The sequence below is a fragment of the Microbulbifer mixtoriginis (SeqCode) genome (assembly GCF_052466765.1).
On sequence record NZ_CP174289.1, the window covers coordinates 131,095 to 144,407 of the forward strand.

The following is a 13,313-nucleotide window of genomic DNA, read 5'->3' on the forward strand; positions in this document are numbered from 1 at the left end:
TAACTGCCGGACTTCCACCCTGCCAGAGGTTCCTAAATTATTTGAAAATGAATCAATACGATTTAGCTGCTTATTCCCAATATGGCGACAGCGCCACCCAAGAAGAACTCGCACGGCTGCTTTCCAATGCACCGCGCACAAATGCCATAGCACGGACACCCGCATCAATATCCCCCACGACAGAACTTTCTTTAATGGGTTGTTCTTGCCGGCGGCATCTAACCTGGGCAGCAAAGTCGCGGTAAATATTCGCAAAGGCCTCTATATAACCTTCAGGATGCCCCTGCGGGGTTCGACAAAGAGCTCGGACCTCGTCATCCAGGTATTCACAGTCTGCACCAGCCTTCAAAAGGGCCACTGGCCGCCCCCTACGTTTTAACTGCAATTGATTGGGAGATTCATGCTCCCAGAACAGCGAGCCATGTTCGCAATAAACGCTGATATTCAGGTTATTCCCTTCCCCACCACAAACTTGGCTGGCTGTCAGGGTGCCGCGCGCACCCTGATCTAATTTAAATAGCGCCGCACCATCATCATCCAGAGCCCTTTGGTCGACTACTGATTGCAAGTCCGCACAGACCTCAGAGATACGCTGACCGGTAAAGAATTCGACCAAGTGGTGAGCATGGGTACCAATGTCGGCAAAACAGCCACTTTCCCCCGAGCGTGTGGGATCTGTCCGCCAACTGGCTTGTTTACTTCCGCTGGAGTCACCAGCCAATGCCAGCCAGCCTTGTGGATAGGCAACAGTCACTCGGCGGACTTTCCCTAACTCTCCCCTGGCTAAGATTGCCCTGGCCTGTGTTGCAAGTGGATAAGCCGCATAGGTATGAGTCAAACCATAGAGATGGCCGCTCCGTACGACTTCGTTTTTGAGCGCAAGGGTTTCCTCAAGTGTGCAAGCGGCTGGCTTATCAGAAAGAACATGAAACCCCGCTCGCAGTGCGGCAATAGAAACTGGGAGATGTAAATCATTGGGAGTTACCACAGAGACAAACTCTATGCGCTCATCAACAGGACGCTGGGATTCCTCCAGGAACATCTGCTCATAACTCTGGTAAACGCGCTCTGGGTTGAGGCCCAACTTCTCTCCACTGCTACGGCCACGCTCAGGATTACTGCTAAAACATCCCGCCACTAGCTCTATCTCACCGTCGAGGGAAGCTGCCATACGATGGATAGCACCAATAAAGGCCCCCTCTCCACCACCGACCATGCCCATTCTTATTTTTTTTCCCATACCACTTCCCGTATAGCTGCCTCTGGCAACCAGGTTCTTATTATTTTGAGTCTCTATCCGGCCAAGTATCTTGCCTCGCTATTGGTCCATTTCTTCTTTCACGGACCCTCGCAGCAAAATGTAACCGGTTACATTTTGTTTTTAAGATACAGAAAAAACTCACCGTTGCAAGCAACAGTTTCATTGCATGACGTTTATTTTGCTCCTTAGAGCGATGTATTTATATCCACAGCGAACAGAAACCAATCAAATTGATTAACCCGAAGAGGTTAAAGTCAACGGTGATAGCCTACTTTTCGAGCGAAATCTTCCCAGCACAGCCAATTGAGCTTGTCGCTCTGCCACTTATTTTCTATGGGATGGCCAACCCCCGAGCCTGGAGATAATCCACTATCGGCGCCCGGCTGGGGGTGACAGCTTTTGAGTTTGGTACGCACCCAACTTCCAGCGTCATCGGCAACATTAGCAGCCAAGCCCCAATGGTTTGGCCATACCGCGAGAAAATTTTTCACGCCATAATCATCCAGTTGGTATGGAGTGGGATAAGCCAAGTGCACTAATAGATCACCATCTGGTCCCGGTGCATCAGTTTTCCAGCCGGCATATACCGACCACTGGCAGCCCTGCGCCCAAGCCTCAAAAGCCACCATCGCGCTGGAAAGGCGCTCAAAAGATGCACAAAGTAGATCATTCTCTATTTCTGGCGGGATACACATATCGACAACACCCGCCTTGAACTTGGGAACTTCTGGGTTAAGCGTAAGAATCCAGAGCCCTTCCCCATCCTCCAGCGGGTGGTACATCACCACCAAGTCGATCAACAAAGCTGAAACTGGCGGGATATTGGGGCCGCGGGCTAAGAGCATATGCAGAGGTCTTACTAACTGGGCATTTTGTATCTGCTCCTCTGCCACACCCAAGTGCCGAATTACTTCAGCATTCCCCGCACCACAAGCAGAAATCACCAGCTCTGGTTTTAACTCACACGAGCGACCATCCATATCCAGAGTTACTTGCTCAATCCCTGCCCCCCCAAGCTGAAACGAGACCAACCTCCCACGATAGATTTGCTTCCTCAAGGGTTCGCTGACACTGCGATAGGCTGCAGCTCCATCAAAAATAAGATCATCAGGAAATCTGAACCTGCGATTTGATGGCAAATTATCCGGATCAAAGATCTCGGGCAACTCAACTTCCTCAAAGGGAATAGCCGCTCTGGCCCAGTTATCTTCAACAGTGTTTAGAAAGTCCGGGGGCAGCGCTGCATGGAAATCTGTTATTCGACTGTTCACGCCGCTAGTCGCAAGTTCTTTGTGCCAGCGCTGCGCGGCACATCGGTAAATTTCAGCAGCTTGGTGGTTAGCCGCATTCCAGCCGGAAGAGAAATAACCGTGGAAATGTAGAGACTCGGCGTCACCGAGCTCATCGTCGACCAGTACCACCGAGTACTCTGGTATCAGCTCTCTCATCAGGGTTACCCCCTGAATACCACCTCCTAGGATCAGTACATCAACGGGAATTTCCTGTGACATAGGTTGGCCTGCTTAATGGTTTGGCATGATTGGAGTAGTTATCAGCCCTAGTTGCCACAATGAATTTGCGACGATGCCGGAAAAACAACCTCAATCTATCTTGTTTGATACCTGCTTATTGCTGTTTTTTTATTCAACTATTTTCAATTTCCCGAGATTTGGGGTGCCGTAACCTCGCGAGAAGAGCCACCAAAATGCAAGAACATAAGACAAAAACCCACCCACGATACAAAGAAGGTACCAAAACCAGATTGGAAACTCATAGCCCAGTTTATGTAGAAAGGAAAACGGCATGTAAATTGGAAGGTTGAGAAGAATTGCTCTCCAGCTAACCGCCCATGTCAATGTAACTACGGCCGATAGTGATGGCGTTTTGCTCACTGTTGCTCCCTTGCTACTGCGCTAATGGATAGGCAGTTAGTCAAGATTGCCTTTTTTGTCAATCGATTGGCCTAAATTCAGCGGGCAGTACTGGCCATTCTTGAAGTTATTGTGAAACTTTGCCCTAAACGGACAATTGATTAATCCGTTCCAGCTTACCTCCCGTAAAGAGTTGGCCATCGCACAATTGGTACGGTGGAAAGTAATTCAATCCAATGACAAGGAAATGTGAATATGAAGGGTTTGGTAAAAGGTTTGGGGGTTCTTCTATTGGCTTTTGGAGGGCAGCTCTCTTGGGCTGATAATGAATCTGAGCTTGAGACGGTCCCCTACGTGGACGTCTATCAGTACGTTGGCAAGTGGTACGAAATAGCCCGACTGCCACAGATCTTCCAGCCTGCCTGTACAGCAGTCACGGCAGACTACGGTCTCAACGATGATGGCACACTCAGTGTTTTCAACTTTTGCCGAATCCTACACCCGAAGTACGGTTTTCCCATCAGCGTGCAAGGTACCGCTACCCCTCTAGATGATACGAATAGCAAACTTGCGGTTTCATTCTTCGATGGGAAAACCAATGGTAACTACTGGGTTCTAGAGCTAGACACAGCATATCAATGGTCCCTCGTGGGCGACCCCGATCGCAGCAGCCTTTATCTTCTAAGTCGAACTCCACAACTGGATGAGGCCATTGTAGATGAGCTGCTTGAATTAGCTGTCACTAAGCACGGTTACAATATCGACCACATCATAATGACCAAGCAGCTACCAAATTAACCCAATGAACCAAAGGCGAGCGGAGCTTTTGCTTCACTCGCCCTCTGAAAGTTAGAATTTACATTAAGTTTTAAAAAATACATATATATCAATTAGTTAAATCTATTTATTAATGTATTTTCTAGCTTAACTGTGTCCTTTCACACCACATTCGCAGGCCATAGCGTCTACTATTACTCACCGTCATTTCTCACAATCACATAACCATTTCTCTCTCCCGCAGCCTCTTGGCCACTCTCGTGAAAAAGGTCATCTAAATATCTGGGACAGCTGTGATAGCAGAAACATGAGGAATCTGCACCCACGATATCTGCAGAATGCAAAATCACCGGCAACTCCGCCAAAAGATATCTCACTGCTATTGAAACCATCTCGACAGTAACTTCTTCTTCTGCAAGATGGTGCTCCAGCACCCATCTACTAGCCTCCAAGCAACCCTCGCGGAAACCATCATTCAAGTGAAACTCCTGCTCAAACTGATAGAGCCAGCGAGAATAGAGCTCAGATTGTTTCAACCACTCGGAGTCAACCAATTCACTGTCTACAGCACACGAGCCCGAAGCGCGATAGACCTTGTTATGCAGATAGTGGCACTGTCGTCGAGCTCTTTTTCTCGCCTTCTCTTCCTCATAGCCAAGTGCGATCTGTGTATATTCAGCAGCATTATCGGGAATAAAAAACATGACTCGCTTAAAGTGACTTTGCGCCCACTTTGCAAGCCGAGCAATCTGCCCCTCGGAAAAGTAGCTGTTGAAAGGACTTACACCTATTACCGCCAGGTCAGCCATCTCATAGATTTCTTGTGAACGCGACGTTGCAAATTCAACCTTCATCCTACAACTCCATGGAACAGCACTAAGGAGCCAGTAGATCGATTCAGTGCAACATTTTTACCGGGAATAATGAGCAGCATTAAGCAGAAAAGGTTGACCTGAACCGCAATTAACTCTCGCCTAGATGCTTACCTTCAATATCAGTACATATGTCTTAGATATAAATAATCGGTAACCAATCCCATTAATTGAGCCCTCGGGCGTGACCGTTAAGCCACGTTGAAGCAGTACGCATTTAAAAGGCCTCTGAACTAATTCAGAATGACTCTGCGGGACTTGAGGATTGCCGCTGCTTGGCACAGCTCGCCGTAAAAGAAAATTCGGCCTTAGGGGCCCTTCCTGTAAGTCTTTTAGAGCAGTTCACTCTGTGTTGCGATTTCATTCTGAGGGCTAGATATCCTTGCGAAGCCGCACTTTCACCCGAACCACTCAGAACGCTAAAGACATCCCGGAACTGTTTAGGGGCTCTTAAAACAGCGGGCGTATCAACTCAATTCCTTTTCTTTTTATCGGTATCCATTTTCTCTGCACTCAATCACCCCATACTCGACTAGCTGGTCAGAAATGCTCTTCCGGCGTAAAAATCATCAAAACCGAGCCGTGCCAACCGCCTCCATTTGAGACCAAATGCCCTAAATAATGGATAGTAGGAAACTCTATTTTGCTAAATGTGCCTAATGTGGAAAAGATCCATCTCTGATTGGAGGTATTTCATGCCCTTCGGAGCTTTCAGCCTTTATACTTGTCCTAAGCTATAGGTCGCTAAGCCATAAAGGCTGGTCGCCTATGAAGTAGGACGTATAAAGAGACTCCCTATGCTTACCAATCGGATCGCCGCTCTATTTTCCGGCTTCTTGGTCATTGGCCTGCTTTCCACAACCGCTCTGGCAGAGACCGAGCCTCTGGCACCTGAAAAGGACCAGGGCAGTACTGCCAGGGAGATTGTCGGCAAGCTAGAAATGCTGCACTACAACAAAATCAAGGTCGGAGACGAAATGTCGGAAGACCTTTGGGACGAGTACATTGATGCTCTAGATCCCACTAAAAGCTACTTCCTCGCCTCAGATATCAATGAGTTCCGCGAATGGCAAACCAAGCTGGATGACCAGCTACGCGCTGGCGATGTCAAAGCAGGCTTTGAGATTTATAACCGTTTCCGCCTGCGTATGGGCGATCGGTTGGACAATATCCTATCCCAGCTCGAAAAAGGCTTGCCCGCTTTCGATTTCGATCGCGATGAATCCCTCGAACTCGACCGTGAGGAGAGTCAGTGGCCTACCTCCATCAGTGATGCCGATGATCTTTGGCGTAAGCGCCTGAAGAGCAGCGTCTTAAACCTGAGGCTCACAGGTAAAGAGGATGAGGATATTCGCGATTTGCTGGAACGCCGCTATAAAGGTCAAAAGAAGCGCCTTGAGCAGCAAAACAGCAATGACGTATTCGAGCTCTATATGAACTCGTTGACTCGCCTCTATGATCCCCACAGTAACTATCTGTCCCCACGCTCCCTGGAAAACTTCAACATGAGTATGTCGTTGTCTCTGGAGGGCATCGGTGCCGTGCTGCAGGGGGATGAGGAATACACCAAGGTTGCCCGATTGGTAGCGGGTGGTCCTGCTGACCGCACCGGTAAGATCAAGCCTAACGACAAGATTGTAGGGGTCGGCCAGGATAAAGATGGTGAAATGGTCGATGTCGTCGGCTGGCGGCTGGATGACGTGGTGGATCTAATCCGCGGTAAGGCCGGCACCTTCGTTCGCCTGGAAACTATTCCCACCGGCGGCGACGGCACCCACAAGACCATCCTGATCAAGCGCAGTAAAGTGAAGCTTGAAGATCAGGCTGCCAAGAAGGCCGTATTCGAATTTTCAGATGGTAAGAAGAGCTACAAGATCGGTGTAATCAACTTGCCGACCTTCTATATAGACTTTGACGCCTACCGTCGCCGCGACCCCAATTACAAGAGTACTACCCGCGATGTGGCTAGATTGCTCAGCGAACTGAAAGAGGAAAAGGTAGACGGTATCATTCTGGATCTACGCAACAATGGCGGCGGCTCCCTACAGGAAGCCACCATGTTGACCGACCTGTTTATCGATCAGGGTCCAGTAGTCCAAATCCGCCACGCTAATGAGCAGATTTCACGGCACAACCGCTCCCGCTCTCGCGCAATGTATCGCGGCCCGCTGATGGTATTGATTAACCGCCTATCGGCATCAGCTTCCGAGATCTTCGCCGGCGCCATCCAGGACTACAACCGCGGCTTGGTTGTTGGCAATCAATCTTTTGGTAAAGGCACCGTGCAAACCATGGCGCCCCTGAAAGAAGGCCAGTTAAAAATTACCCAGTCCAAGTTCTACCGTGTATCCGGTGATAGCACCCAGCACGCGGGCGTGAAACCCGATATCCCCATGCCGCAACTTATTGATGCGGAGAGTGTTGGTGAAAGCGCTTACGATACCGCCCTGCCCTGGGACCGTATCCACGCCGTACCACACGCCAAGTACTTTAATCTGAAGACTCTGATTCCTAATCTGCTCACTAAGCACAATAAGCGCACAGCATCAGATCCGGACTTCATATTCCTGCGCGATCAATTCAAGTTTGAGAGCGAACGCGCCGACAGAAAGCATCTCTCCCTTAATGAGGTAATGCGAGAGCAGGAACGTGAAAACGTGAACCAGCGCCTGCTCTCCATGGAGAACCGCCGTCGCGAAGCAAAAGGGCTTGAACCCTACAAGGATTTCGAGGCTTATGAAGAGAGTGAGTCTGAAGAAGTGGCAACCATTGGTGGCCCTGTGGAAATCAAATTGGAAAAAGATCCAATCTTGAACGAAGCGGGCTATATAATGGCGGACTTTATTGGACTGGCTGACAAAGCCAGCAAGGCACCGCCGCAAGTCGCCAATTTCTAAAGATGTGATGCCCTTTGGGTGTGCCAAGCGCACCCATGCGCACAGTAAACAATTAGGTCGGGCTTGCCCGACCTTTTTCATTTGGGGGAAGAAATGAAAGTCGTTTCCTTTAACGTCAACAGTATTCGCACTCGCCTGCACCAAATGCAGGCTCTGGTAGATAGCCATCAACCCGATATCATTGGTCTCCAGGAAACCAAGGTCACCGATGAGGACTTTCCTGTCGATGCCATTCGCGACCTGGGTTACGAGCTAATCTATTTTGGCCAAAAAACACACTACGGTGTTGCCCTGCTCTCACGCCTACCATTTATCGATCGCGAATATGGCTTTCCTACCGACGACGATAACGCCCAGCGCCGTATGGTCATGGGAAAGTTCGATATTGGCGGCAGTAAACCTCTCACCGTCATCAACGGCTACTTTCCCCAGGGCGAGAATCGTGAACACCCAGTAAAATTCCCGGCGAAGCAAAAGTACTACGCTGACCTCGATACCTATCTACAAACCACCTGCGATCCCGAAGCCCCGGTGCTGGTTATTGGCGACATGAACATCTCTCCGAGTGATCAAGATATCGGTATCGGCGAGCCCAATCGCAAGCGCTGGCTGCGCGACGGCAAGTGCAGCTTCCTTCCAGAAGAGCGCGAATGGCTACAGAAAATTGAGGCCTGGGGCTTGGCGGATACTTTCCGTGCGATGAATCCCAATACAGATGATGTATTTAGCTGGTTTGACTATCGCAGTAAGGGTTTTGACCGCGAGCCCAAGCGTGGGCTGCGGATCGACTTGATTATGGCTACAAGCCCTCTGATGGAACATTGTGTGGCCACAGGGGTCGATTATGATATCCGCGCTATGGAGCGCCCCTCAGACCATGCGCCGGTCTGGGCAGAGTTCAAGCTCTAAGCATTTAGTGAATAACCGGGATCTGCTCCCGGTTTTTTTGGTCCTTTGAATATTCGTTTTTCCATATATAATGCGGACTAAGTCGGACGGTTTACCGTTCGGGAGCAATTTATGAAGAGGCAGATTTTGTTTGTCTGCTCGGGGAATTCGGCTCGTTCATTAATAGCTGAGGCTTTACTGCGTAACTATGGGGGAGAGTTCTTCGAGGTTTCAAGTGCAGGGACAGACCCCACCCCGGTGGACGTTCGTGCCATCAAGGCTCTCCAACGTTTTGGTATCCCGATCAAAGGGCTCTATTCCAAGAGTTTACAAGAGGTAGCTGACCGGGATTTTGATTTAGTCATTACCTTATGTGATAAAAGCCACAATGAATATGTGCCTGCCGCTGGGCACGGAAAATTGATCTCATGGAATTTTGAAGACCCTGCCAGTCGGCATTGCTTCAAACCCTTTTACACAACGGTGTTGGAACTGAGTACCCGCATCAAACTTTTTGTACTGGTGTATAACAAGGCCGCTAAAGCGGCATAAACAAGATTTGGGGTAAGCCTTGAACCCAGTTCAGTTCTACAAGTGCCTGGCAGACGATACCCGCCTGCGTACGCTTCTACTGATCGCCCACGAGGGAGAACTTTGCGTGTGCGAGCTCACTGCTGCTATGGGTTTGAGCCAACCCAAAATATCTCGGCACTTAGCCCTACTCCGCGGCTCTGATTTATTGCGGGACCGCCGCCAGGGACAGTGGATCTTTTACCGCATCAACCCTGAACTGGGCAGCTGGGCCAAATCGATCCTTCAAGATACTTTGCAGGCAAATCAGCACTTTATTGCCGAAGATCTTCGCAACTTGATCCTAATGGGAGATAGGCCCCAAAGAGCTAGCCTATGCTGCTAAGTCACGGCAGTAGGTATTTTGCTGGCAAGTAATATCACTAAGTCGCTAAAAAATTTACCTGGATATATGCGATTTTTCATATATTCAGATTGCTCAGGAGTTACAACATGGCTATCAAAGTCGGAATCAATGGATTTGGTCGTATCGGTCGGCTTGTGCTGCGCGCAGCCTGGGACTGGCCAGAATTGGAGTTTGTGCAAATCAATGACCCCGCTGGAGATGCTTCCACCCTTGCGCATTTACTGAATTTTGATTCGGTACACGGGCGTTGGCAGCATTATGCAGAAGCTAAGGACAACACAATTACGGTTGCTGGCCAGGAAATAAGTTGTAGCCATAATCTCGCCATTGCCGACACAGACTGGAGTGCTTGCGACCTGGTTATTGAAGCCTCTGGGAAAATGAAGACTAGCGCGCAATTGGAGGGCTATTTAAAGCAGGGGGTAAAGCGTGTGCTGGTTTCGGCTCCCGTAAAAGAAGACGGGGTACCAAATATTGTTTTGGGGGTGAATCAGCACATTTATGATCCAGCCAAGCATCAAGTTGTTACTGCTGCCTCCTGCACCACGAACTGTTTGGCCCCGGTGGTAAAAGTGATACATGAAAAACTGGGCATCAAGCATGGCTCTATCACTACTATCCACGATATCACTAATACCCAGACAATCCTTGATGCGCCCCATGCAGATCTGCGCCGCGCAAGGGCCTGTGGAGCCAGTCTGATACCCACTACTACCGGCTCAGCCACAGCAATCACCGCCATCTTCCCGGAGTTGACTGGCAAGCTGAACGGCCATGCCGTACGAGTCCCGCTGGCCAATGCCTCCCTGACGGACTGTGTTTTCGAAGTAGAACGGGAAACAACTGTGGATGAAGTTAATAACCTACTGAAAACCGCAGCAGAGGGCGAGCTGAAAAATATTCTCGGTTATGAGGAACGTCCTCTGGTATCTGTGGATTACAAAACCGACCCACGTTCCAGCATTGTTGATGCACTGTCCACCATGGTGGTCAATGGCACTCAAGTGAAAATTTATACCTGGTATGACAACGAGTGGGGCTATGCCAACCGTACTGCAGAGCTGGCTCGCCTGATTGGATAAGCCAATGTCCTAGATCCCACCAATAAAAAACTGATAAATACCCGCGGGGCTGGCCTGATCTTCAGGCCAGGAGCCCCTAGTAGTTAGAGTCAAAACCCATGCAGTTTTTCTCCACCCTTTCGCCCTCGGTACGCCAATATTTATTGGTGACTGGTAACTATTGGTCTTTTACTCTAACCGATGGTGCCCTACGCATGCTGGTGCTTCTGCATTTCCATACCCTGGGGTACACCCCTCTCGAAATAGCCCTACTGTTTCTTTTCTATGAGTTTTTTGGAGTGGTCACCAATTTGGTGGGCGGATGGCTCGGTGCCCGGCTAGGCCTTAATCGCACCATGAATATTGGTCTGATATTACAGGTTTGCGCTTTAGCTATGTTATTGGTCCCTTCTAGCTATCTCAGTGTGCCTTTGGTTATGGCCGCTCAGGGAATATCTGGCATAGCCAAAGACCTAAACAAGATGAGCGCGAAAAGCTCAATCAAGCTTTTACTACCTGACGACAATACCCAAGGAACTCTTTATCGCTGGATTGCACTACTGACTGGCTCCAAGAATGCCCTGAAAGGCATTGGGTTCTTTATGGGGGGAGGCCTACTGGCATTACTGGAATTTCGTGGGGCTATATTCGCAATGGCAGTCGCTCTCGCCTCAGTATTGCTATTGAGTAAGAAATTTTTACGAGAAGACTTGGGCAAAGCAAAGGTGAAAGCCCGCTTTCAAGATGTATTTTCTAAGAGTCGCCCGGTGAATATCCTTGCGGCAGCAAGACTGTTCCTTTTTGCATCTCGTGATGTTTGGTTTGTAATCGCCCTGCCCGTTTTCCTGGCGAGCCAATTCGACTGGGGCCACTGGCAAGTCGGTGCATTCCTAGCCTGCTGGATCATCGGTTATGGCGCAGCACAAGCCTTTGCCCCAAGGATCACTGGAAGTTTTTCTTCGGCACTACCTGATGGGCGAACCGCCCTATTGTGGGGCTGCGCATTAACTCTGATACCTGCGCTGATTGCCTTCTCACTCTATATCGGCTTCCACCCTCAACTCAGCATTTTGTTGGGCCTCATGGTATTCGCTGTGTTATTTGCAGTGAACTCTTCTGTGCACAGCTACTTGATCGTCGCTTATGCCAGAGAAGATGGCGTTTCTATGGATGTGGGGTTTTACTACATGGCAAACGCTCTGGGCCGCCTTACCGGAACTCTGTTGTCGGGCTGGATTTTCCAGATTGCCGGTTTACAAGCTTGCCTGTTGGTATCCACGTGCTTGCTGTTTTTGGCAACCTTCATTTCGCTTGCATTGCCAAAACACAACGAAGAAGACAACCCGATGATCAATGCAGTAACTTAATCAGATAGTTGATTAGAGGCTTTCAATTGAAAGTATGACCAATGGTTCCACCCTCGCTATGGGGTGGAATTCCCCGGGGGGATCACAGCCAGCCAATAACAAGAGAGCTCCGGACCACAATATCCAAGATAAACGACTACACATAAGCTACCACTTAGGACCCGCAGTAAACGACCATACCGGTTATTACTTAGACTCCAAACTATCAGGCCATCTCTATGGATGGGTACATTGTTATGGGCAGAAGATTAGAAAACCGAGCGCCAAACTTCTATGCCAAATTGGCATCAAATTCTGCCAATACACCTGGGTAAAATCTTGGCGGGGTTATATATGCAAATTACTCAGTACAATAAACATTCAGGTTTCCCTAGAAGGATCTCCAAAATTTATATAAACATCAATTGCGGGAACGGCACGGAAATCTGGCGCCAATACTAGTCTCAAAACTCTGTCAGGTGCGGAGAACTTTTTAGCTCAATAGCGCTTACATAGGTATGAAAGACCAAGATTATCAGCCCCCTGCAACTTTTCAGATACTGGACTTAATCGCCAGTAAAGCCTTTTATATCTTTGAGAATGCGATTAGGTAAAGTAATTTACCTCACTAGAGTCATTAATAAAGCCTTAATACAGGCTCAACTGATTTTCAAAAATATATTCCTGGTCTCTGCAACATTATCAAGGGTCAAACAGAGCACTCTGGCTTTATGGTTATCGACCAACGAACACATAGTAGAGCCATTTAAATCAAGGGCAAGGTAAATGACTTTATAAGAGTACTTGTTTCACTGATTACCCGTAGTCATCCTAATCAGTGTACGGTCTTTCTTTATAAAGTGATGGTAAAGGGCTGCCAAGAAGTGTCCCAAAATAAGTAACCAGATAAGCCATTCACCCAGCACTTCCTTATGAATGAAATCAATAGGTTCCTCGAACTGTTTGAAGGTCAAGTCCATTTTATTCTGAACAAGGTGGGCAAAAAGGGAAGTGTCAGCAAACTGAGGGATTTCAAACAGGAAAAAGTACTCAGTATTCACCCCAGTTCCTAGGTATCCGGTTAATGGTGCAAGTATCATGACTACATATAACAGAAAATGGCCTGTATGCGCGGCAAAGTGCTCTAGCTTGGAGCCAGGTTCCAGTTTCGGAGTGGGATTAGTCAAACGCCAAAATATCCGTAACAGTACAAAAGCACCAATCGTTATGCCAATAGACAAGTGCAGCTGTAAGGCAATCCAGTTTGCTGGGGTATCCTCTTCAGTAAACCATTGGAGGTAATAGACACTGACGTAAGATCCTAGAATTAAGAATGCTATTATCCAATGAAGCCACTTAGCAACTGCCCCATATTCATAGATAGTATTTCGGGCGCCCATAGA

The 13,313-nt window shown here is 48.6% G+C and carries 11 protein-coding genes; 7 read left to right on the forward strand and 4 right to left on the reverse strand.

Annotated features, from left to right (window positions below; all coding sequences use genetic code 11):
- Nucleotides 1-70: 70 nt before the first annotated feature.
- Together ACJJIV_RS00580 and ACJJIV_RS00585 are read right to left on the reverse strand one after the other, a co-directional pair.
- Nucleotides 71-1,240: a Gfo/Idh/MocA family protein gene (locus tag ACJJIV_RS00580; RefSeq protein WP_444890349.1), complete on the reverse strand. Its 1,170-nt coding sequence runs from the start codon at nt 1,238-1,240 to the stop codon at nt 71-73.
- 275 nt (nt 1,241-1,515) lie between these two features.
- Complete coding sequence (locus tag ACJJIV_RS00585; protein ID WP_444890350.1) at nt 1,516-2,772, reverse strand: FAD-dependent oxidoreductase; 1,257 nt, start codon at nt 2,770-2,772, stop codon at nt 1,516-1,518.
- A 615-nt stretch (nt 2,773-3,387) separates the two neighbouring features.
- Here ACJJIV_RS00585 and ACJJIV_RS00590 point away from each other — a divergent pair.
- Nucleotides 3,388-3,930, forward strand: coding sequence for a lipocalin family protein (locus tag ACJJIV_RS00590; RefSeq protein WP_444890351.1), 543 nt, complete (start codon nt 3,388-3,390; stop codon nt 3,928-3,930).
- 173 nt (nt 3,931-4,103) lie between these two features.
- On the opposite strand, the gene ACJJIV_RS00595 is transcribed toward ACJJIV_RS00590, so the two are convergent.
- Complete coding sequence (locus tag ACJJIV_RS00595) at nt 4,104-4,763, reverse strand: tRNA-dependent cyclodipeptide synthase (protein ID WP_444890352.1); 660 nt, start codon at nt 4,761-4,763, stop codon at nt 4,104-4,106.
- An 815-nt stretch (nt 4,764-5,578) separates the two neighbouring features.
- Between ACJJIV_RS00595 and ACJJIV_RS00600 the strand changes: the two genes are divergently transcribed.
- The 6 genes from ACJJIV_RS00600 (at nt 5,579) to arsJ (ending at nt 11,931) form a co-directional block, all read left to right on the forward strand.
- A complete protein-coding gene (locus tag ACJJIV_RS00600; RefSeq protein WP_252085868.1) occupies nt 5,579-7,678 on the forward strand; it encodes a carboxy terminal-processing peptidase in 2,100 nt (699 codons plus the stop codon).
- A 93-nt stretch (nt 7,679-7,771) separates the two neighbouring features.
- Nucleotides 7,772-8,587: an exodeoxyribonuclease III gene (xthA, locus tag ACJJIV_RS00605; RefSeq protein ID WP_444890353.1), complete on the forward strand. Its 816-nt coding sequence runs from the start codon at nt 7,772-7,774 to the stop codon at nt 8,585-8,587.
- Between the two features lie 111 nt (nt 8,588-8,698).
- Complete coding sequence (locus tag ACJJIV_RS00610) at nt 8,699-9,118, forward strand: arsenate reductase ArsC (RefSeq protein WP_252085866.1); 420 nt, start codon at nt 8,699-8,701, stop codon at nt 9,116-9,118.
- Nucleotides 9,119-9,137: 19 nt separating this feature from the next.
- Nucleotides 9,138-9,482 carry a metalloregulator ArsR/SmtB family transcription factor gene (locus tag ACJJIV_RS00615; protein WP_444890354.1) on the forward strand — a complete coding sequence of 115 codons (345 nt, stop codon included), beginning with the start codon at nt 9,138-9,140 and terminating at the stop codon, nt 9,480-9,482.
- A gap of 107 nt (nt 9,483-9,589) precedes the next feature.
- The gene (locus tag ACJJIV_RS00620) at nt 9,590-10,585 is read left to right on the forward strand and encodes an ArsJ-associated glyceraldehyde-3-phosphate dehydrogenase (RefSeq protein ID WP_252085864.1); all 996 of its coding nucleotides are present in this window, start codon (nt 9,590-9,592) and stop codon (nt 10,583-10,585) included.
- A gap of 98 nt (nt 10,586-10,683) precedes the next feature.
- A complete protein-coding gene (gene arsJ / locus ACJJIV_RS00625) occupies nt 10,684-11,931 on the forward strand; it encodes an organoarsenical effux MFS transporter ArsJ (RefSeq protein WP_444890355.1) in 1,248 nt (415 codons plus the stop codon).
- Nucleotides 11,932-12,719: 788 nt separating this feature from the next.
- On the opposite strand, the gene ACJJIV_RS00630 is transcribed toward arsJ, so the two are convergent.
- The gene (locus ACJJIV_RS00630; RefSeq protein WP_444890356.1) at nt 12,720-13,310 is read right to left on the reverse strand and encodes a cytochrome b; all 591 of its coding nucleotides are present in this window, start codon (nt 13,308-13,310) and stop codon (nt 12,720-12,722) included.
- Between the last annotated feature and the right edge of the window lie 3 nt (nt 13,311-13,313).